Annotated in this window: 19 protein-coding genes; 18 read left to right on the top strand and 1 reads right to left on the bottom strand. The window is 57.7% G+C overall.

Annotated elements, in window-relative coordinates; translation table 11 throughout:
* Window positions 1-131 precede the first annotated feature (131 nt).
* Window positions 132-2,015 (top strand): hypothetical protein, encoded by a 1,884-nt coding sequence (locus AC07OE_RS14895; protein WP_495071360.1) that lies wholly within the window; start codon window positions 132-134, stop codon window positions 2,013-2,015.
* Between the two features lie 75 nt (window positions 2,016-2,090).
* Window positions 2,091-2,588, top strand: a complete 498-nt coding sequence (locus tag AC07OE_RS14890; protein ID WP_495071359.1) for a cyclic nucleotide-binding domain-containing protein — start codon at window positions 2,091-2,093, stop codon at window positions 2,586-2,588.
* A gap of 12 nt (window positions 2,589-2,600) precedes the next feature.
* On the opposite strand, the gene AC07OE_RS14885 is transcribed toward AC07OE_RS14890, so the two are convergent.
* Window positions 2,601-2,909 carry a hypothetical protein gene (locus AC07OE_RS14885; RefSeq protein WP_495071358.1) on the bottom strand — a complete coding sequence of 103 codons (309 nt, stop codon included), beginning with the start codon at window positions 2,907-2,909 and terminating at the stop codon, window positions 2,601-2,603.
* 225 nt (window positions 2,910-3,134) lie between these two features.
* Between AC07OE_RS14885 and tssB the strand changes: the two genes are divergently transcribed.
* Genes tssB through AC07OE_RS14805 form a run of 16 tightly spaced genes read left to right on the top strand, consistent with a single transcriptional unit; the run spans window position 3,135 to window position 19,987 of the window.
* A complete protein-coding gene (tssB, locus tag AC07OE_RS14880; protein ID WP_495071357.1) occupies window positions 3,135-3,650 on the top strand; it encodes a type VI secretion system contractile sheath small subunit in 516 nt (171 codons plus the stop codon).
* Between the two features lie 55 nt (window positions 3,651-3,705).
* Window positions 3,706-5,196 carry a type VI secretion system contractile sheath large subunit gene (tssC, locus tag AC07OE_RS14875; RefSeq protein ID WP_495071356.1) on the top strand — a complete coding sequence of 497 codons (1,491 nt, stop codon included), beginning with the start codon at window positions 3,706-3,708 and terminating at the stop codon, window positions 5,194-5,196.
* Between the two features lie 40 nt (window positions 5,197-5,236).
* Window positions 5,237-5,731 carry an Hcp family type VI secretion system effector gene (locus AC07OE_RS14870; protein WP_495071355.1) on the top strand — a complete coding sequence of 165 codons (495 nt, stop codon included), beginning with the start codon at window positions 5,237-5,239 and terminating at the stop codon, window positions 5,729-5,731.
* Window positions 5,732-5,767: 36 nt separating this feature from the next.
* On the top strand, window positions 5,768-6,220 hold the full coding sequence (tssE, locus tag AC07OE_RS14865; protein WP_495071354.1) for a type VI secretion system baseplate subunit TssE: 453 nt from the start codon (window positions 5,768-5,770) through the stop codon (window positions 6,218-6,220).
* Window positions 6,221-6,222: 2 nt separating this feature from the next.
* Window positions 6,223-7,989 carry a type VI secretion system baseplate subunit TssF gene (tssF, locus tag AC07OE_RS14860; RefSeq protein WP_495071353.1) on the top strand — a complete coding sequence of 589 codons (1,767 nt, stop codon included), beginning with the start codon at window positions 6,223-6,225 and terminating at the stop codon, window positions 7,987-7,989.
* Entirely contained in the window at window positions 7,944-8,999 is a 1,056-nt protein-coding gene (gene tssG / locus AC07OE_RS14855) for a type VI secretion system baseplate subunit TssG (protein WP_495071352.1), read from the top strand. The genes tssF and tssG overlap by 46 nt, the downstream gene beginning before the upstream one ends.
* Window positions 9,000-9,015: 16 nt before the next feature.
* Window positions 9,016-11,718, top strand: coding sequence for a type VI secretion system ATPase TssH (gene tssH / locus AC07OE_RS14850; protein ID WP_495071351.1), 2,703 nt, complete (start codon window positions 9,016-9,018; stop codon window positions 11,716-11,718).
* Between the two features lie 6 nt (window positions 11,719-11,724).
* Window positions 11,725-13,692 carry a type VI secretion system Vgr family protein gene (locus AC07OE_RS14845; RefSeq protein WP_495071350.1) on the top strand — a complete coding sequence of 656 codons (1,968 nt, stop codon included), beginning with the start codon at window positions 11,725-11,727 and terminating at the stop codon, window positions 13,690-13,692.
* Between the two features lies 1 nt (window position 13,693).
* Complete coding sequence (locus AC07OE_RS14840) at window positions 13,694-14,395, top strand: toxin-antitoxin system YwqK family antitoxin (RefSeq protein WP_495071349.1); 702 nt, start codon at window positions 13,694-13,696, stop codon at window positions 14,393-14,395.
* Window positions 14,396-14,397: 2 nt separating this feature from the next.
* Window positions 14,398-14,784 carry a DUF4280 domain-containing protein gene (locus AC07OE_RS14835; protein WP_495071348.1) on the top strand — a complete coding sequence of 129 codons (387 nt, stop codon included), beginning with the start codon at window positions 14,398-14,400 and terminating at the stop codon, window positions 14,782-14,784.
* Between the two features lie 12 nt (window positions 14,785-14,796).
* A complete protein-coding gene (locus AC07OE_RS14830) occupies window positions 14,797-15,024 on the top strand; it encodes a hypothetical protein (RefSeq protein ID WP_495071347.1) in 228 nt (75 codons plus the stop codon).
* A gap of 2 nt (window positions 15,025-15,026) precedes the next feature.
* Window positions 15,027-15,986: an ABC transporter substrate-binding protein gene (locus AC07OE_RS14825; protein WP_495071346.1), complete on the top strand. Its 960-nt coding sequence runs from the start codon at window positions 15,027-15,029 to the stop codon at window positions 15,984-15,986.
* 18 nt (window positions 15,987-16,004) lie between these two features.
* Window positions 16,005-17,282: a dicarboxylate/amino acid:cation symporter gene (locus AC07OE_RS14820; protein WP_495071345.1), complete on the top strand. Its 1,278-nt coding sequence runs from the start codon at window positions 16,005-16,007 to the stop codon at window positions 17,280-17,282.
* A 10-nt stretch (window positions 17,283-17,292) separates the two neighbouring features.
* Entirely contained in the window at window positions 17,293-18,009 is a 717-nt protein-coding gene (gene cuyB / locus AC07OE_RS14815) for a cysteate racemase (RefSeq protein ID WP_495071344.1), read from the top strand.
* A complete protein-coding gene (locus AC07OE_RS14810; protein WP_495071343.1) occupies window positions 17,997-19,484 on the top strand; it encodes a dicarboxylate/amino acid:cation symporter in 1,488 nt (495 codons plus the stop codon). The genes cuyB and AC07OE_RS14810 overlap by 13 nt, the downstream gene beginning before the upstream one ends.
* Window positions 19,481-19,987 carry a hypothetical protein gene (locus AC07OE_RS14805; protein ID WP_495071342.1) on the top strand — a complete coding sequence of 169 codons (507 nt, stop codon included), beginning with the start codon at window positions 19,481-19,483 and terminating at the stop codon, window positions 19,985-19,987. The genes AC07OE_RS14810 and AC07OE_RS14805 overlap by 4 nt, the downstream gene beginning before the upstream one ends.
* Window positions 19,988-20,010 lie beyond the last annotated feature (23 nt).

Here is a 20,010-nt window from a genome sequence, read left to right as displayed (position 1 = left end):
CGTGCTCGCAGGGAATGGCTGAATGATGTTGCTGGACTAGAATGATCTCGGCCATTCGGTTGTCCCTCCTGCCCGCAGGGAGGCGCATGAATGTTCTGTGCAGCATGCCCTTCGCGATTCAGGAGTAGACAATGGGAAGTAAAGGCCCTAACGGCATGGTGTCTCCGGACGAGTTTCGGGCACGCACCAGTCTACGATTCAGCAGCCGCAGCGGTACCACCCTCAAAGTCGATGCTGCATACGACGCCTACTACGGTTATCGCACTGACGAGAACAGAGCCCAACTCTACGCGGCGTTGCGCGAGTACTTGGCCAGCCACGGCGGTTATTGGGCGCACTGCGAGCGCGACAAAGTGAGCGGCGGCTTGTTGGAGTGGTTGTTCAAGTTCACCGCGCCCGCCGCAGCCCCCACAGTTCTTGGTCGTAACGACAGCTTGGACGCGTCGGCTCGCCAGAAGATAGACGAATACGAAATCCCCCATTCCCGTTTTGGGGTGCTCTACCTGCTGGGCAATATTGATATCGAATTGAACATGATCAATATCGGTATGGAGGGCGTGGCCGCGGTCGGAGGTGCTATCGGATCCGGCTTTGCCACGGATATGCACAAGCTCCACGTCAAGGACTCTTCCAAAATGAGCGGGTTGGTGGTGCGTGGCAAGGAGATCACTGCGCAGCAAATCGTCACCGGTGGCAGTGCAGCGATCAAACTTTCGCCCAAGGTTGCCCCCAAACTGGCAGGCATCAAGAGCCATCAGAGGGAAGCACAACTCAAGAGAGCATTGGATGCCACGGTGACCGTCAGTGCACCGATTGACAGTCGCACGTCAAAGCCGTCAACGCTTCCCGCGCCTATTCCTGTGCCTGTAGAGGCCTTTCCCACGACCGTTGATGCATTGATGTCGGCTGCCGTCAATGTGACGGAGGCTTACAGCCATGGTCGCTACTATGGCCATGCGGCGATGGTGGGTATGGCAGTCGCTGCGCCAGTGGTGCTGACTGGGACCTTGCTCATGGACGCGGGCGCCAAGTTGTGGCGGAGCATTCGCGATGCCGTGGTCCATTTCAAGGACTGGCTATGGAACAAGTTGGTGGCCAAGATCGGTATGTCCGGTCATGGCACCACCATCGCCGGCATTGTCAAGATTGCGGTGAAATTCCTGGTCGATGTCTTGATGAAGTCAGCCGCACCTTTGGTGGGGAGTGTGATGGAAATCGGGGCTGGACTGGCACGTACTTTTGAAGCGGCAAAGAATCGCATCAACTCTTACTTGGATCGCAAGAAAATTCGGGTCGTTGCGGGCCATCCTGAGGAAATCGCCAACAGCATTGAAGGTGCGATGAACGAAGGTGTCTTTTTGGGGCTGGTCTCGATCTTGAAGGGCGTGGGCAAGACCGCCGTGCAGGCTTTTTTGCCGGGCCTGGGTAGTCTGGTGTCCGCAGTTCTGACCGCCATTGAGTGGCTGATCAAGTTCATTTGTCGGCTGGTGGAAAACTATTGCGTCAAGAAGTTTCTGGAGATTGCGCGCGACTACTACGACATTGAGAAGCGCCGCGCCACAAAAGAACCATCGACTGACCCGCATGCGAAGGTGCAGCGCCCCGAACGTCTCAAGCCCAATGTGTCACCGGGCGGCATCATTGCAGACACCGAAAGGTTCACCGAGTTTTTCAAACTGGGGTGTGAGGCGAGTCCCTTGGTCCCGATGCTGACGCTCAATTCCGGCATATGCGGCAGTCTGATGACACTGGCAAGGATGTTTGATGACACCGGCGCAATGATCAAGGCCGCGCCGCACGGAAGCCAGAAAATGGAGCAATATGACATTGCAGGCCGTTACTTTGCGCGACTGAAAGAGTTTAGTTCGGGGTATCTCAAGAGTTCCGGCTTCAAATTTCGTGCTCGCGACCCCGGCAACCAATATGTGACAGGCCTGTTGCACCACGCGGTGGCGCACCACAAGGGTAAAGTTACCTTGGGTGGGGCCGTGTTGGGATTTGTTGCTGCTCCATGATGCATGCGCTTGCTGTTGCCCTGGCGTGCAGTCCAACATACCCAAACGCTACAGCCCTAGATTGAGGACCTAACGATGGTTTCTGTCAGCTCGCTTTTCAAGACGACTGCGTCCGATCCGTCGGCGTTGATGCGTGCGATCCAAACCGTTGCGGCAGATGATTCGCTGACGCGATTCATGTCGCAAGAAGAGTGGATGCTATTGGCGAACTACCTGAGCGTAGAGACGTTGCCGCGCGGACATATTTTGACGGCCAAGGGGGCGCTGGATCGAACGGTTTACTTCGTCGAGTCTGGCACCCTGCGCATACTGTACGGTGCAGAATCAGACAGGAATGCCATTGCCATTTTGGGGGCGGGGAGCGTGGTGGGTGAAGGGGCATTTTTTTCGCAGCGGGAGCGAAATGCAACGGTTCAGGCCACCACGGTTTGCCGTGTCTGGAGCCTTGCAGTGGGGCGGTTCGATGTGCTGCGCAGGGAGCACCCCACTGTCGCACTTTCCCTGGCTTTGGCACTGGGGGCGACGGCAGCCGGACGCATGCTGGATCTGACCAAACGGTTCGTTGTGGTCTGAAGGCCGTGACGCTCAGGGGGGCGGAGCTTGGGGATGGGTGCTTGGAGGGGAGGGTGTCAGTACCTCGTCTGCGAGCAACTCTGCCAACAAGCCTACCCACCAGTCACGCCGCTTTTGTGCGGCCTGGATAGCGTCGTCGTCCATCTCGGAGAATAGCGTTTTGATACTCAGCCCCTCACATACCTCCAGGAAGTCGGTCGAGGCTTGACCTAGTTGGTCCGGGCGCATACGCCGCAGCACGGACAGCAACATGGCGGAGTCGATGGCGACCACCATGCGCAAGCGTGTCAGGTCGGCTCTCAGTTGGGTCACAGTGTCCATGGCGATGTCCTTGTGCTGAAAATTGACCGGTTCGGTGGTTACCCCAAGCAAGTGACGCCTGTATGTCAAGTGTCCAGGATGTTTAAAACGTTACTATCTATTGCATAGCAGCAGATTGTGGTGTACAAAGCCCATCCTCGGGTGCATGGTTTTTGCTTTGTGTTCATGCGTGGTGCTGATCGCGGCTTCTTGCAACTTCGTTTTCAACCTTTTTGAGGGGACTTTATGGCTGATAGTTTGCAAAATTGGGTGGGTCGCAACCGTCCACCACGGGTTCAGATCACCTACGACGTTGAAATTGGCGATGCCGTAGAGAAAAAAGAACTCCCCATGGTGGTGGGTCTGCTTGCCGACCTGTCTGGCCAACCCGCCATCGCACTGCCCAAGATGAAGGATCGTCGTTTTGTCGAAATCGACCGCGACAACTTCAACGGCATCATGGCCAAGATCGCTCCCCGTCTGGACCTCTCCGTTCCCGATGCCATGAAGGGCGAAGGCAATATCAAGGTCGAACTCAACTTCAAAGAGTTTGACGACTTTCACCCCGAAGCCATTGTTCGCCAGGTCCCTCGCCTGGCCAAGCTGCTGGAAGCACGCCAGCAACTACGCGACCTGTTGGCCAAGCTCGACGGCAACGACGAGCTCGACAGCCTGCTTGAAAACATCGTCCAAAGCACCGAAGAGCTGAAAACGATCCAGTCCCAGGCCAATGCCGATGCGCCTGCATCGGATGCCTCTTAACAGCTTTTAGGTTTGTGCGAGCGCACGGGCTTCAACATTTGGAACGGTGATTGATATGGCAACTACACAAGAAACAGGCGGCGCAGGCGCTGCCGGCAGCACCAGCGAATTGGGTCTTCTGGACCGCATCGTGGTGGAGGGCAATATGGCGGTGGAGCCTTCCCAAAACCCCTATGCCAAAAAACTGATTGGGCAATTCGCCTCGCAGATTCTGGACGAAGGCATGAAGGCCAGTCCGGACAAGGGCGTGGTCGCGATGATCAATGAACGGATTGCAGAGATCGACACGCTGCTGTCGGACCAACTCAACGCCATCATGCATGACAAGGCTTTCCAGACGCTGGAAGCCTCGTGGCGTGGTCTCCATGACATGGTGTTTGGCACAGAAACCAGCTCGCGCCTGAAACTGCGTTTGCTCAACGTCACCAAAAAAGAGCTTCTGAAAGACTTGGAGTCTGCGGTTGACCACGACATGAGCGTGCTCTTCAAGAAGGTGTACGAAGAGGAATACGGCACTTTCGGTGGTCACCCTTACTCGTTGCTGATTGGTGATTACCAATTCGGTCGCCACCCCCAAGACCTCGCCTTGTTGGAGCGTATCTCCAAAGTGGCAGCTGCAGCCCATGCACCCTTTATCGCTGCGGCGGCCCCAGCCCTGTTCGACATGAAGTCGTTCACCGAACTTGGTGTTCCACGCGATCTGTCCAAAATCTTTGAAAGCGCAGAGCTGGCCACATGGCGCGGTTTCCGTGACTCCGAAGATTCACGTTACGTCTCGTTGGTGCTGCCCAGCTACGCTGCGCGCTTGCCCTACGGTGCCAAAACCATTCCAGTGGACAACTTCAATTTCGAAGAGGATGTGGATGGCAAAGACCACTCCAAGTACCTCTGGGCCAATTCCGCCTACCAACTCGGGTTGCGCATCACTGATGCGTATGCGCAGTTTGGCTGGTCCACTGCCATTCGTGGCGTGGAAGGCGGGGGCAAGGTTGAGGGCATGACCGCCCATGCCTTCAAGACCGATGAGGGTGATGTGGTTCTCAAGTGCCCCACGGAGGTTCTGATTACAGACCGCCGTGAAAAAGAGTTGAACGACCTGGGTTTCATCGCTATCGTCAACTCCAAGGGTTCGAACTTCGCCGCATTCTTTGGCGGCCAGACAGTCAACAAGCCCAAGCTGTACGACAAGGACGCGGCCAACTCCAACGCGCAACTGTCTGCGCGTCTGCCCTACGTGCTGGCAGCTTCCCGTTTCGCCCACTACCTCAAGGTCATCATGCGTGACAAGGTGGGTAGCTTCCAGACACGCGCAGAAGTCGAGATTTATCTCAACAACTGGATTTCCAATTACGTGCTGATCAACGAGGGTGCGCCGCAGGCAATGAAGGCCCGTTTCCCCCTGAACCAGGCGCGTATTGATGTGTCTGAAGTCCCTGGCAAGCCCGGTGCATTCCGTGCCGTGGTTTTCCTGCGTCCTCACTTCCAGATGGAAGAGCTGACCGCTTCCATTCGCTTGGTGGCGGACTTGCCGGCCCCCGCGGTTTGAGGCCGCCTCGTTCCATTAACCTAACCTATCTGGACTACCTATGCTGTACCTAAGTATTGACACCATCAGCGGCAACTGCACGGAAAAGGGCTATGAAGACTGGATCATGCTGGATTCCTTCAGCCTGGGCGTCTCCAACTCATTGACATCCAACGCAGGTAACAGCGAACGCACCAGTGGTGGCGTGCAAATCTCTGAAATGAATTGCTCTAAGACAATGGATGTCGCATCTCTGCTGCTCGCAGAAGCGTGTGCAGGCAACAAAAATCTTGGTGAGGTGATATTGACCGTGACCCGTACCGACGGTGATGAGCAATTGGAATTGGTGAACTACACCCTGAGTGACGCCATGATTTCTAACATCTCGACATCCGGGTCTGGGCACGGTGACTTGCCTAGCGAAAGTTTCTCGATCAACTTTACAGCGATTGATGCGACTTACACCAAGCAGAAACCAGAAGGCACTGCTGAAGGTACGGCCAACTTCTCGTGGGATATGAAGACGCGCGAGAACAAGTCTGCCGCTGGCAGCTAATCTCTGAATTAGCGTTGTCGAGACTGCTGGTACACCATGGCAGAACTCATCCGTGGTGCCAGCATTCCGCTGTTCGAGCGCTTGCAGGGCGGTGACGCCGGGCAGTTTGGGCAAATTATGTCGCCGGCTCAGCTGGAGCTTTCCATCGGGCGAGAGCTGTCGCGCTTGTTGAATACCCGGTCCAGGCTCGTCATGCGCGAGTTTCTGGATGGTGGGGGTACTACGCTGGACTACGGCATCCCGGATATTTCGGCCCTCTCCTCGCGTTCCCAATCCGACCTAGATTTACTGCAGTCAGCGATCACCAAGGCCATAGCGATGTACGAGCCCCGATTGAAAAATGTCGTCGTGAAGGCGGCATCCTCGGCCACCGATGCGACGACCCGTGTAGCAATCAGTGGCGCGGTCACGATCGATATGAAGCTTCGGCCGTTGAGCTTCGAGCTTCAGCTGGATCCGCGCCACGGTGGTCTGGCAAAGGCGAATTGACGGTGGCTGAAGTCATACATAGTGATCTGCTCCAGTACTACAAGCGTGAACTAACTTATTTACGCGAGCAGGGCGCTGACTTCGCTGCGCGGTACCCCAAGGTGGCGTCAAGCTTGGCCTTACACGGGTCTGAGTCTCTGGATCCGCATACGGAGCGGCTTATTGAGTCCGTGGCTTTTCTGGCCGCTCGCGTACACCAGGATCTGGACCGCGAATTTCCCCAGGTGGCTGCTGCACTGCTGGACAATCTTGGCCCCTCGCTGGTGCAGCCCGTTCCCTCTATGTCGGTGGCGCAATTTCAGTTGGATCCTGCACAGGGCAAAGTTACCTCCGGCTTTCAGGTTCCCCGGCATTCGGCGTTGTATGCCAATGCGTCGGATGGACAGCAATGTCGGTTCCGTACTGCATGGCATTCGGTGCTGTGGCCGGTGCGTGTGTCTGATGCCGTTCTGGAAGGTGGTGGCAGTACCCTGCGGTTGTCCTTCGAGTGTGGTGCGGATTCCGACTTTGCAGAGTTGGAAATCGATAGCCTGCGCCTGCACTTGCACGGCGACTGGATGACGACAATCCCGCTGTACGAATTTCTCGTGGCAGATGTGGCGTCCGCGAGCCTCACGCCCGAGGGTGAGCCCTCTCGTTTCCTCCCCGCGAATTCTTGGCGTGAGGTAGGGTATGGCGAAGATGAGAATGTGCTGCCGCTTCCGCCCAATGCCCAGCCCGCGTACGGATTGATGCAGGAGTATTTTGCATTTCCACGCAAATTCCATTTCTTTGACCTGTGCAACCTGCGTGGCAGGCTGGGGAAAGGACGGCGGTTTGAGTTGCGGTTGGCAATGGGGCAACCGGCGCGGGGCGTTGCAGGACTCTCTGCCGATCAGTTCCAACTCGGATGCACGCCGATTGTCAATCTGTTTCCTCGTACCAGCGAGCCGTTGCTGATTGACCAAAAGCACTATGAATATCGCCTTGTGGGCGATCGTCAGCGCGAAGCCAGCACCGAGGTGCATTCCATTGTGTCGGTGACGGCATCGGATCCGAATGCGCAGCGTCCGATGGTCGTTCCGAGTTTTGCTGCACTGAGTCACGTGCGCGCAGACGCTGCCACCTGCTATTGGTCGGCGCGTCGTGAGCAAAGTTTGCGGCGCGACATTTCCGGCACCGATATGTTCCTGTCGTTTGTGGACCAGACCAAGGCGCTGACCACGCCTTCGCAGCCCGTAGTCTATGCCAATGTGCTTTGCACCAATCGACGTCTCGCCGAGCAGGTTCCACGCAACGCGCGCATGGTTGCCGAAGGTATTTCGGATACGGCTGGCGTGCGTTGCCTATACGAACCCACCGCCCAGCGTAACCCTCCGCTAGGCAGCGAAACCTTATGGCGACTCGTGTCACTGTTGACGCTAAGTCACCAATCGCTGGTAGATGGCTCCACCGGAAAAGACCAGTTGCGGGAAATGCTGAGTCTGTTTGCTTCGGATAGCACGCGTGACCATGAGCAAATTCGAGGCATCCGCAGCCTTAAAGCGCGTAGCGTGACGGGCCATATTGGGACCGAGGCTTGGCGCGGGTACTGCCGGGGTACGGAAGTCGCTCTGGAATTCGATGAAGAAGCGTTTGTTGGTGGATCACGTCTTCTCATGTCTGCGGCATTGGCGCGTTTCTTTGCCCTGTACACCTCGGTCAATTCATTTGTACAGCTGCGGGTTTACCGCGGTGACGAAATATGGAAACAATGGGAACCGATGAGCGGCCGCCAGCTGGTTCTCTAGTCGACGGACTAGTCACCCGGCCCCAGGGCTATAACCTCTTCCAGGCCATCAGCCTGCTGGAGCGGGAGATTGGCCGCGCGCAGGCTGAGGCTGTTTCTCAGTCGCGCGATGCCATGCAATTGCCTGTGCGTTTGCGTTCGGTAGTTTCCCTGGGTTTTCAGGCTAGCGATGTGAGCAAGGTCACGCCGGGAACGCCAGAGGACGATCGGTTTGTTTTGCACACGGCAGTGATGTCCCTGGCGGGGGCGCAGGGGCCCTTGCCACTGCCATTTACCGAAATGGTGCTGGAGCGCACGGCGGCGCGTGACCATGCCACCGCAGAGTTTCTGGATATCTTCAACCACCGTTTCCTAGCGTTCTTGTACCGAAGCCGCAAGAAACACAATATGGGGCTCAACGGTCTTGCACCTGCTGCATCGCCCTTGGCTTCTTGTCTGGACGCGCTCAGTGCGCTGGGGCTCAAGGCCGGTGTTCGTGCACCAGATGGTGATGCGGGATGGCTCGAGCATGCTGGTTTGATGGGCGGCGCTCCGCGGTCTATCACCGGCTTGCTGGCCATGCTGTCGCACAGACTGAATGTACGTGCCTCGGCGCAGCAGTTTTGCGGTGGTTGGCGCGCGTTGGAGCGGGCCGAAGTTTTGTGTCTGGGAGGGCGGGGCCGTTCGCCCCGTCTTGGGCACTCTGCTGTGTTGGGTGAGCGGGTTTGGGACCAGAGTGCAGGAATTCGCATCTCCTTTCACGCATTGCGCCTGACAAGGCTGCAGCAATTGATCAAAGGGGGAAGTGATCACGCCTTGTTGGGTTGGATGGTGCGTCGCTATCTGCCGCAGGATCTGGACGCGGAGATCGTGCTGCAAGTGCAGCCCGGCGATGTTCCTCCAGCGAGACTGAGCGCCGCGCAGCCTCTGCGTCTGGGATGGACTTCTTGGCTGGTGTCGCGCCCCGCGTTTTCGGTCGATCTGCCTCCGGTGTGTTTCAAGTTGGCAGAGCCTGTGGCCGTTGCGCCATGAACCAGGGCGCCAAGCTATGGAAATAGACACACGTACTCTGTTGGCGAAGTTGAATCCGGAGTGCAAGCGCGCGCTGGAGCGTGCCGCGGAGTTGTGTGTGCAGCAAACTCACTACAACGTGGAGGTGGAGCATTTCTTCTTCTTGCTGCTCGACAGCCATGCGCCAGATTGGGCCACTCTGCTGGCGCATTTTGCGATCCAGCCCGAGGCCATCGCGCAGCAGTTGCAGCAGGCGATGGACCACTTCAAGCGTGGGAATGCGCGGACTCCAGCGTTGTCTCCTCACTTGGCGCCCCTGTTGCAGGAAGCCTGGTTGCTGAGTTCCATGCTGCTGGGAGAGCAACGTATCCGCTCGGGGACCGTGTTGCTGGCGGCGCTGGAGGTGGACGCATTGCGTGGGGTTCTGCTGGAGTCTGCCCCTGGGCTGCTGCAAATTCCCCGGGAATCCTTGCGCAACGGCCTGTCGGAATGGCTGCGAGGCTCCGCAGAGGAAGGTCGGGGTCGCCAGGGTGTTGGCGCTGTTGACAGCGCTGTACCACCAGCGCCTCAGGTAGGAGTGGCCGCGCAAATGCCAAGCCGATCGAGCGAACCGGGCAACACGCCGTCGCTGGACCAGTACACCGTGGACTTGACAGAGTGGGCGCGGCAAGGCCGCATCGATCCGATTCGTGGTCGTGACGCTGAGATTCGCCAACTCATTGATGTGCTGCTCCGCCGCCGCCAGAACAACCCCATCCTGACCGGTGAGGCCGGCGTTGGAAAAACTGCGGTGGTGGAAGGATTTGCACAGCGCGTGGTGCAAGGGCAGGTACCTGCCGTGCTGCAAAACGTGTCCGTGCGCTCGCTCGATCTGGCATTGCTGCAGGCGGGGGCGGGCATCAAGGGCGAGTTCGAAAACCGGCTGAAGTCGGTCATCAATGAGGTCAAGGCGTCGGCTCAACCCATCATCCTGTTCATTGACGAGGCACACCAGTTGATTGGTGCGGGAGGCGCAGAGGGACAGGGCGATGCTGCCAATTTGCTCAAACCCGCGCTTGCCCGGGGAGAGCTGCGCACCATTGCGGCGACTACCTGGGCCGAGTACAAGAAATATGTGGAACGCGACCCGGCCTTGGCGCGGCGTTTCCAGGTGGTCAAGGTGGATGAGCCCTCCGAGGAGGTGGCCATTGAGATGCTGCGCGGCATGGTAGCCACGCTGGAAAAACACCACAACGTGGAAATTGTGGACGACGCGGTCCGCGACGCGGTCAAGCTCTCCCACCGCTACATTTCTGGCCGGCAACTGCCGGACAAGGCCATCAGTGTGCTGGACACCGCCTGCGCTCGCGTAGCGGTGGGGCAGAGTGGTGTGCCGCCTGAGTTGGAAAATCTGGAGCGTGATATTGCCAACGCAGAGGTGCAGCTCCGTATCTATCGGCGTGAGGCCGCTGCGGGACGAGACCACCATGCGGCAATCCTGAGCCTCACGGCCGATCTGACGAAATACCGACAAGATAAAGCGCGGCTGGACGAAAAACTTGCAGAAGAAAAGCACGCGGTGACCGAAATCATTGCCTTGCGCCGCCGCATTGCGGAACAAGCTGATGCCAATACCCCTGTCGAAGGGGGTGATGATGCGCCATGGGCCTCTGCCACGCTGGTGAGGCTTGAGAAAGGGCTGGAAGCGATCCGCAGTGATGAACCTCTGGTCCCGGTCTGTGTGGACTCTGCAGCTGTGGCTGCTGTGGTTTCCGGCTGGACGGGCATTCCGATTGGCAAGGTCCTCGCGGACGAGCTGCACACGGTGCTCAATCTCCAGGAGCGATTGAGGGAGCGCGTGGTTGGGCAGGACTCGGCGCTTGACACCATTGCCCGCCGCGTGAGGACTTCGCGTGCGGACCTGGATGATCCTGGCAAGCCGGTGGGCGTTTTCTTGTTGGTGGGTCCCAGCGGGGTGGGCAAGACGGAAACTGCCTATGCACTGGCGGACCTGATGTATGGCGGTGATCGCAATATGGTGACCGTGAATATGTCCGAGTTTCAGGAGGCGCATTCGGTATCCAACCTCAAAGGAGCGCCGCCTGGCTATGTTGGCTATGGCAAAGGTGGTGTGCTGACTGAGGCCGTACGGCGCAGGCCCTACAGCGTGGTGCTCCTCGACGAAATGGAGAAGGCCCACCCGGATGTTCTCGAGCTGTTTTTTCAGGTGTTTGACAAGGGCACCATGGAGGACGGGGAAGGTGTCCAGATCGATTTCAAGAACACCTTGATCTTGTTGACATCCAATGCCGCGCAGGACGTTATCACCCAAGCCTGCGCCGGTAGAGAGCGTCCCTCAAGCGAAACATTGGTTGGGGCATTGCGTCCCGAATTGCTGCGACAGTTTTCACCGGCCTTTCTGGGCCGCATGACATTGGTGCCCTATTACCCGCTGGGTGATGCGCAGATCCGCTCGATCGTGCGGCTCAAACTCGACAAGCTGGTACAGCGATTTGCCCGCAACCATAAGGCTGCTTTGACCTGGGGAAGCGATGTCGAAGACGCCATTGTGGCCCGCTGCACCGAGGTCGATAGTGGTGCGCGCAATGTGGACCATATCCTGTCCCATGCCCTCTTGCCCGAGTTATCACGGCGGGTGCTGGAGTGCATTGCTACGGCGGAGGACTTCAACACGGTGGAGGTGCGGCTGGGTGACGCGGGACTTTTCGAGTTCAACTTTTCTTTTGAGTCCAGAGGGTGACCGGCCATGCGTGAGGGCTTTACCCAACAGAACTCTGTGATGCGTGTGACCACGCCATTCGGTGCGGATGCGCTGATTCTGGACACCTTTCACGGCGTGGAAGCAATCTCCCAGCCCTTCAAATTCTCGCTCTCCATGCGTGCGGAACAAGCCACATTGGACCCCGCCACCATCATTGGTTGTGCCATTACCGTCACCCTCCAAGTTCCGAAGGGGCCTGCTAGGTACTTCAGCGGCATTGTTTCCCGTTTTTTGCATGCAGGAGGCGATAACGCGTTTTCTGTGTATACCGCGGAAATGGTCCCCGCGCTCTGGCTGTTGACGCTGAGCCGTGATCGCAAGATTTATCAGAAGAAGACAGCCGCTGAGATCATCAAGGAAGTACTAGGAGACTTTGCGGTGGTGTTCGACGCGCAACTGACGGGAACCTATGGCAGCCGCGAGTACTGTGTGCAGTACGACGAAACCGCCTTCGACTTCATCTCGCGGTTGATGGAAGAAGAAGGCATCTTCTACTTTTTCACGTTTGCGAATGGAGCGCATACCCTGGTCTTGGCGGATGCTGCCAGTGCCCACAAAGATTGTGCCGATGCAAAAGCCATGCAGTATTTTCCCGACCAGGATGGGCGCAGGCGCATGACCGTGGTCAACCAGCTGGAAATGGAAAGTAGGCTGGTATCGCAGAAGTTTGAGTATGGCGACTTCAACTACCTCACACCCACGACCGCCTTGGCGGCCAACGTCGAAGGCGCCCTGGGCAAAGGCAAGCAGTTTGTGTACCCCGGCAAGTATGTAGTCGCTGCCGATGGGACGCAACGTGCCACCATGCGCTCCCAGGCTAGCCAGAGTCAGGGCGTCGTGTGCCGTGGCAGCAGTTACTGCTATCCGTTCACAGCAGGGACCAAATTCAAGCTGACTGACCATCCTCGCGATGCCCTGAACACCTCTCTGGTGTTGCGCTCGGTGACACATTGGGCCAGCCCGGCACAGTATTGCAACGCGTTTGAAGCCTTTGACGCCACCGTGCCGTTCCGTGCGCCGGCGCTCACGGCATTGCCGCGTGTATCGGGCAGCCAGACCGCCTTCGTGGTGGGGCCCTCCGGAGAAGAGATCTGGACCGATGAGCATGGGCGGGTCAAGATTCAGTTCCACTGGGACCGTTTGGGCGTCAAGGACGATAAAAGTACCTGTTGGGTGCGTGTCGCGCAGTCATGGGCCGGAAAGGGGTGGGGTAGCTTGTTCTTGCCCCGCATAGGACACGAGGTGGTGGTCAGCTTTGTCGACGGCGACCCCGACCGACCGTTGATCACGGGCAGCGTATACAACGCCGAAAACAAGCCACCCGTCACTTTGCCGTCCATGCAAACCCAAAGCACCATCAAGTCGCGTTCTTCCAAGGAAGGCGCCGCAGGCAACGAGATGCGTATGGAGGACAAAAAGGATGCAGAAGAGTTTTACTTTCATGCCCAAAAAGACATGAAGGTGGAGATCGAAAATGATCTGGCGACCCTGCTTCACAAAGGGTCTGAAACCCATACGCTGGAAAAAGGGGATCGTACGGTGGATGTGCAGACCGGCAAGGAGACCCATAACGTGAAAGGGACGCGCGAGCTGACCATCACGGGTAATGAAACCCACAGCAACAAGGCGGACTTCAAACAGGTGGTCGACGGCAAGTACGAACTGAAGGTGACGGGTGATTTGCTGATCGATGTGACAGGGTCCATCACGATCAAGTCTGCCAAAGACATTTTGAGTAAGGCGGGCACCACCCTGGCGAACGAAGCGGGTACTGCCTTGACCAACAAGGCGGGAACTGAGCTGACCAACCAGGCCGGAACCGGACTTAAGAACAAGGCGGGAACCACGCTGGACAACGAAGGTGCCATGGTCAACAACAAGGCTTCCGCCACACAGACAGTGGACGGCGGTGGCATGCTGACGCTCAAGGGCGGTATGGTAAAGATCAACTGATATGGACGCCACCCCTTCCATGGCCACCACAGAAACCATCGAGCAATTTGATGCAGAAGGTCGGTTGACGCAGCGCGCCAGCTTGCGGGCTGGAGTCTTGCACGGTGATTGCAGTGTGTTTAGCGCCAACGGTAGCGTGGTGGAGGTCATGGCCCCCTATGCAGAGGGACTTCTGAACGGTGTGCTGGTGACGCGGGATGCGTCAGGTCGGTTGCTGCAAGAGGCCAGTTATGCAGCCGGAGTACAGCAAGGCGTCACGCGCATCTACGCAGCGGGCCGACTACTCATGGAGCAAAGCTATCAGCAAGGCAAGCTGCATGGTCTCAGTGTGATGTATTCGGACGCTGGCGAGGTGTCCGCTAAAGAGATGTATGTCCAGGGACTGCTCGAGGGTGAGGCGGTCTACTTCAGTGAGGGGCGCATGGTTCGCAAGGTTGTCTACCGTGGCGGATCTCAGAATGGAGATGCTGTGGATTTCAGCCGTGATGGAAAGCCCCTGCAGAAGGCTTCCTACAAGGACAACCTGCGGGACGGCACGGTGACACGGTTCTGGCCGGATGGAAAGATTCTGGAAACGCAGGACTACAAGGCTGGAAAGCCCGTGTCAGCGCTGCGCAGCTTCGACCAGAACGGCGAGGAAATACAGAGCGCTAGCGCCAAACCCGGCATCATGCAGCGGCTCGAACAATTGGTGAAGGGTTGAACATGGGCATTCAAGTCGCCATGGGGGCCAATCTTCAATGCAGTTTTGGTGTTGCCCCAAGTGCGCTCGTGGTCTTGCCCGCCAACCGGGTGATGACCGGCACCCCTGCGGCCAACATCATGGACAACAAGCCTATGGTCAATATCATGCCGTTTGGCATGTGCAATTGCCCTGCCAACCCCATGGTGGCAGCAGCAACTGCTGCGGCCCTGGGTGTCTTGACTCCGATGCCATGTGTTCCTGTCACCGCCGCGCCTTGGGCTCCCGGGGCCCCCACGGTAATGGTGGGCGGAATGCCGAGTCTGCAGAATTCTTCCAAATTGATGTGCAACTGGGGCGGTGTGATTCAGGTGCTGGTGCCTGGACAAACCACCGTCATGGTTCCCTGAAGCGAGACTTTGATGCAATACACTTTTTCCATGACGACCCGGATGATGACCTTGACCGTGGTTTGCCTCGTACTGCTTTGCATTTTGCTCTTTCTGGTCGGTTTGGAGATCGGACAGAAGATGGCAGGCGAGACCATCAAGGTCGCAGTCCCAGACGTTTCCAAAGCTTTACCCGCACCCCCCAAGGTGCCAGGAGTGGCCGAATTCGCGGCCCCCATGGTGCCTGCAACCAAACCATGAACATGACCAAGAACCATGAGAAGCCGCGCATGCCGCGTGGGCCACTAACTGCTGCACGCCAGGCGTTGCAGTGCATTGCCCTGTCGGCTGGTGTGTTCCTGGCCGTTCCCGCGCAGAGCGCAGCGCCTGCGCCCGTTGCAGCCAAGCCCGTCGTTGTTCAGGAGGCCGCGGTGCCGGTTGCTCCGGCGCTTCCTGCTACCACGTTGGTCAAAGTGGCGGACGGGCGCTTGCTGGCGCCCGATATCGCACGCATTGTCAATCGCGGCGAGTTGATCGTGGCCATGCTGGGCGTGGATTCCCCTCCATTTTTTTATACCCGCAATGGCGAGCTGGTGGGGTTGGAAGTGGATTTGGCCAAGGCTATTGCCAAGGAACTCAAAGTAACCGTCCGGTTTGACCGCAGCGCACAAACCTTCAATGAAGTGGTGGCGGTAGTGGCACGGCAGGAGGCGGACTTGGGCATCAGCAAGCTGTCGCGCACCTTGGCGCGCGCCCAGACGATCAGTTTTACCGATCCCTATCTGCGCCTGAACCATGCCTTCATCCTGAATCGTGTGAAGTTTGCAGAGCTGGCCAGAGACCAGCCTCTGCCCACCGTGATTCGAGGCTTCAAAGGTTCGATTGGCGTAATCGCCAAGTCTTCATTCGCAGACTATGCGGTCAAAAACTTCCCCAACGCCGAAATACGCGAGTTCCCCAGTTGGGGCGATGTGCTCAAGGCTCTGGAAAAGGGCCAGATCATGGCGGCCTACCGTGACGAATTTGAGATCAAGCGCCTGCTGAAAATTGACCCCACTGTGTCATTGACGTTGCGCACTGTGACATTCAAGGATCTGGAAGACAGCCTGGGGATTGCAGTGGGCATTCAGGACCCGACCCTGCTGGCGTTCGTTAACCAGTTCCTTGCCGAGGGAACAGAAAAGTTAACGATCGACAAGGTTCTCAAAGCAGTGTCGCAATAAGGCTAACGGACGTTTTCCATGATTGATTCCAAAAAACTATATGCGCTCGCACTCAACCCCTGGGTTGTCGTCTCTATGCTGGCCGCCGGATTCGCTTTGGGGCTGTACCAACCCGGCATAGCGCGCAACCTTGGCATTGTCGGTGACGTGTATGTGGACATGCTCAAGATGATTGCCCTGCCGTTCATGGTGTCCGCCGTGATATTTAGCTTGCAGCGCTTGTTCCGAGAGGGCGGGGCAGGGAGCTTGTTGGCGCGTGTAGGTTTGGTGTTTGTCATGTTTTCCATCGTGGTGGCTGCCCTTGGGGCTGCCACATTGCTGGTGATGCGACCAGGCGAAGATCTTTCCGTCCAGACACGCCAGACCTTTGGGAAGATTGTGGGCAACGATCTCAATTCCAGTGACACCGTCATGAGCTTGCAGGGTGTTGATGCGCCGGCCAAGTCCGTCAATTTCGCGGATGTGCTGGTGAGCATCGTCCCCTCCAACATTTTTGCTGCTCTTGCGGGTGGTGAGACGCTGAAGGCGTTGGTGTTTGCCTTGATGTTCGGTTTTGCCGTAGGCCAGGTCCCTTCGCGCATTGCGGATGGGTTGACCTATTCGCTGGAAACGATTTACCACGCCTGCCAAACACTTATGCGTTGGCTGAACTATCCGCTGCCTTTGATCTTGTTGTGCATGAGTGCCTCGCAAATGGCCAAGACAGGTCTGGGACCTCTTCAGGCCATGGCGCAGTTCGTTTTGGCCTTCACCGTGGCGTCGGCCTTGGCTCTTGGCCTAGCCACTCTCATCATCTGGAAGCGATCCAACGCCAGCCTGAGTCAGACCTTGGGCGCCTTGCGTGGGCCCTTTGCACTGGCCCTCGCTACCCGCAGCAGCGCCACGTGCATGCCCATCATGATCGAGGGTTTGGTCGATCGCCTGGGTTTTGCGCGTTCCCGGGTCGAGTTGCTCGTGCCGCTGAGTGTGTCTTTGTTGCGCGTTGGTCCGGTAATCTACTACGTGGCGGCCACCCTTTTCATTGCACAGCTGTATGGCCGCGTGTTGGGTCCGAGCGAATTGGCCATCGTCATCGCAGCGTCCATCCTGGCCGGTTTTGCGTCTGCGGGCATGACGGGGCTGTTGACAGTGTCCTTGGTTGGTTTGACCTGCAGTTACCTTGGTTTGCCGTTTGAGGCCGCCTTCATCCTGTTTCTGGCCGTTGACCCCGTTTGCGACATGCTGCGTACCTTGGTTCTGGTGATTGGAAACAGCGCCGCGGTTTCGGTGGTCTGTGCAAAACCTCTGAAGATATAGAGGGCGCAAGATGTCACGCATTGGTGTGTTCGGCGGCATGGGGCCTTTGGCCACGGTCGATTTCATGGAGAAATTGGTTCGCCTGACGCCCGCTACGCGGGACCAAGACCACATTCCGATGCTGGTGGCAAGCCTGCCCCATACCCACGACCGCTCCAGTGCCATTTTGGGCCTTGGTCGCGACCCGCTGCCGCAGTTGCTAGAGGGAATAGACCTGCTCAACCACGCGGGCGTGGGGGTGATTGCTATTCCTTGCAACTCTTCCCACCACTGGTTTGCGCAGTTGCGCGAGCGCAGCCGAGCCCCGTTGCTGCATATTGCGGAGACCAGCGTCGCTGCCGTGCCAAGAGTGCCCGCTACACGCGTGGCCATATTTGCGACGCGTGGGGCCTTGCTTTCCGGCTTCTACCAAAGGGCTTTGGAGGTGGAGGGTATTGATTACCTGCTGCCAGATCCGGAGGGCGCGCAAAACGACGTGGACCTGTGTATCCGTGAAGTAAAAGCCGGGCAGTTTAATGCGGCAGGTACTGCGCTGGCGCTGGCCTGCAGCAGTGTCGCCACCGCCGGAGCCACTGCATTGATCATGGGGTGCACCGAAATCCCCATAGCATGCCGCCATGCGGACACTGCGGAGCTGGCATTGGTGGACAGCTCGCTGGAGCTCGCGCGTGCCACAGTGACATATGCCCTCGAGCGGGGCTGGAACAGGCCGGGATGGGATTCCTGAAGACGTTAGCCTCCAGCCCCCTGCTTCTGCTGCTCTGCCTGTTGGCGGGTGCTGTGGCGGGTGGTGCTGCCCCCAGCGTCGCGGCGCCAGCCTTTGTTCTGGGGCAGGTCTATTTAGCGCTGGTCAATATGGTAGCCATCCCGCTGATGGTGGTCGCCACCTTCTTTGGCTTGCGCCAGACCTTGGCGCTACCGCTGCCAGCACGCAGGAGTCTGATGATTGTGGTGATTGCCTTGGGGTTGGTGCTGCTGTCAGCCGTGTTGGGAACAGTCTTGGGCTACCTCGCCAACCCAGGGAGCAGCTTGAGCAGTGCCAACCTGGCATATTTGGGTGGCGTGGTGTTGAACTCGGCTGCAGGCAATGTTGAGTTGTCCCTGTTTGAGATCGACGCCCCGAATGCCATCACCGGTGCGCACGCTTGGGCGGCGTTTCTTCCTGACAACTTCTTTCGGGCCCTGGCTCAGGGTCAGCCACTGGGTATTCTGATTTGCGCCATTCTTTTCGGGTTGGCCTTTGCATCCACGGGCAAGACTCAGAGCAACGCGTTGATGGGAATTTTTGAGGCCATTTACCGGACCTTTGAGACGATTATTTCTCGGGTGAATTTGCTCATACCGGTGCTTGTTTTTGGACTCGCAGCACACTTTGTTGCCAGCGTGGACGGTCAAGTGCTGCGGTCCATGGGTTCGTTTATTGCGGTCTTCACGGCGTCATCCCTGCTGCTGGCCGCACTTGCGACAGCATTGATATGGCGAAACTCTGCAACGTCCTTGTGGACTGTAGCTTCTTACCTCAAGACACCGGTGCTCATTAGCCTGACATCCGCCAGCTCTACGGCAGGAGTGCCGGACACCATTCGCGCCATGAGTGCCAAGCTCGGTTACAGCCGCGGCATTGTGGAGCTGGTAGTGCCTGCGGCCTCTATCTTTGTTCGGGCTGGATCAGCGGTCTACTTTGCGTTGCTGGCAGTTTTTGTCGCAAATATTTACGGACACTCCCTGGAAGGTATGGAGTTGGTTCTGATTGCCGTAGGTGCCACGCTGTCGGCGTTTGCCTCTGCCGGGGCCAGTAGCTTTGCCATAGTTGGGTCGGGTAGCGTCGTTCTCTCCATGCTGAACCTCCCTATCGAGGCCGCACTGGCGCTGTTCCTGGCCATTGATCTGATTTGTGAAGCTCCGCGCAATTTGTTGTCCACGCTGTGCTGTTGCGTATTGATTGTCCTGGTCTGTAAGGGACTGCCGTCGGAGCGCATTGAAGTCAAGCCAAACGACGAACGTTCCATGGTGGGTCCCGTCAAGTTCACGTTTACGCGCTTGAGCGCCTCGTTACTGGTGCTTAGTTGCCTGGTATTGGCCGGTTTGATGGTTCTTGCTGGGATAGGGGTGGGGCAGAGGTCCGCGGGTTCCAATGTGGGGCAGCCTGCAACTGCCCTTTCCGGGAAATTGCTAGTAGATAATCCCTCGAACACAAAATGATTACCTTTCTAAAGCACGCCCTTCTAGCTTTTGCACTACTCCAACTATCGGCCTGTGGAGTTCTGGAGTACATCATTCCCAAGGGCATGATGGATTTTGCGTCGCCGAAAGGGACAAAACTGGGATGGGACAGTGTCACTATCTCTGCCGCTAACGACGCCAATCTCAACAGCCCTGTAGCGCTGGACGTGGTGATGCTCAAAGATGATGCGGCCCTGAACATGTTGGCCGCCTTGCCGGCTGCCAAGTGGTTTGCGACGCGCGGGGAGATGGAAAAAACTTTCCCTCAGGCCATCACGTACAAGAGCTATGAAGTAGCTCCCGGACAGATACTTCGCCTTGCTGCCAGTGACTTCGGGACGTCGCGTGTAGCTGGAGTTCTGATGTTTGCTGACTACCTGACGCCAGGTGAGCATCGAATTCGGGTCGACCAACTGCAAGGAACAGTGTTGGTTCAGTTGGGAGCCAAGGATTTCACAGTGACAGCGCAGCCGCTCAAGTAACCGGGAGATCTTCCATGTTGATC

It is taken from the genome of Rhodoferax sp. GW821-FHT09E07 (assembly GCF_059416145.1).
The sequence above is the reverse complement of the archived record's forward strand: the minus strand, read 5'-3'. Positions and strand labels throughout refer to the sequence as shown.

Coding starts and splice junctions, on each gene's coding strand:
- tssH (WP_495071351.1), top strand. CDS start 9,016: ATGGAAATAGACACACGTACTCTGTTGGCGAAGTTGAATCCGGAGTGC.
- tssC (WP_495071356.1), top strand. CDS start 3,706: ATGGCAACTACACAAGAAACAGGCGGCGCAGGCGCTGCCGGCAGCACC.
- AC07OE_RS14830 (WP_495071347.1), top strand. CDS start 14,797: ATGCAATACACTTTTTCCATGACGACCCGGATGATGACCTTGACCGTG.
- AC07OE_RS14825 (WP_495071346.1), top strand. CDS start 15,027: ATGACCAAGAACCATGAGAAGCCGCGCATGCCGCGTGGGCCACTAACT.
- AC07OE_RS14895 (WP_495071360.1), top strand. CDS start 132: ATGGGAAGTAAAGGCCCTAACGGCATGGTGTCTCCGGACGAGTTTCGG.
- AC07OE_RS14870 (WP_495071355.1), top strand. CDS start 5,237: ATGCTGTACCTAAGTATTGACACCATCAGCGGCAACTGCACGGAAAAG.
- AC07OE_RS14845 (WP_495071350.1), top strand. CDS start 11,725: ATGCGTGAGGGCTTTACCCAACAGAACTCTGTGATGCGTGTGACCACG.
- tssG (WP_495071352.1), top strand. CDS start 7,944: ATGGAAACAATGGGAACCGATGAGCGGCCGCCAGCTGGTTCTCTAGTC.
- AC07OE_RS14840 (WP_495071349.1), top strand. CDS start 13,694: ATGGACGCCACCCCTTCCATGGCCACCACAGAAACCATCGAGCAATTT.
- cuyB (WP_495071344.1), top strand. CDS start 17,293: ATGTCACGCATTGGTGTGTTCGGCGGCATGGGGCCTTTGGCCACGGTC.
- AC07OE_RS14890 (WP_495071359.1), top strand. CDS start 2,091: ATGGTTTCTGTCAGCTCGCTTTTCAAGACGACTGCGTCCGATCCGTCG.
- tssB (WP_495071357.1), top strand. CDS start 3,135: ATGGCTGATAGTTTGCAAAATTGGGTGGGTCGCAACCGTCCACCACGG.
- AC07OE_RS14820 (WP_495071345.1), top strand. CDS start 16,005: ATGATTGATTCCAAAAAACTATATGCGCTCGCACTCAACCCCTGGGTT.
- AC07OE_RS14885 (WP_495071358.1), bottom strand. CDS start 2,909: ATGGACACTGTGACCCAACTGAGAGCCGACCTGACACGCTTGCGCATG.
- AC07OE_RS14810 (WP_495071343.1), top strand. CDS start 17,997: ATGGGATTCCTGAAGACGTTAGCCTCCAGCCCCCTGCTTCTGCTGCTC.
- tssE (WP_495071354.1), top strand. CDS start 5,768: ATGGCAGAACTCATCCGTGGTGCCAGCATTCCGCTGTTCGAGCGCTTG.
- AC07OE_RS14805 (WP_495071342.1), top strand. CDS start 19,481: ATGATTACCTTTCTAAAGCACGCCCTTCTAGCTTTTGCACTACTCCAA.
- AC07OE_RS14835 (WP_495071348.1), top strand. CDS start 14,398: ATGGGCATTCAAGTCGCCATGGGGGCCAATCTTCAATGCAGTTTTGGT.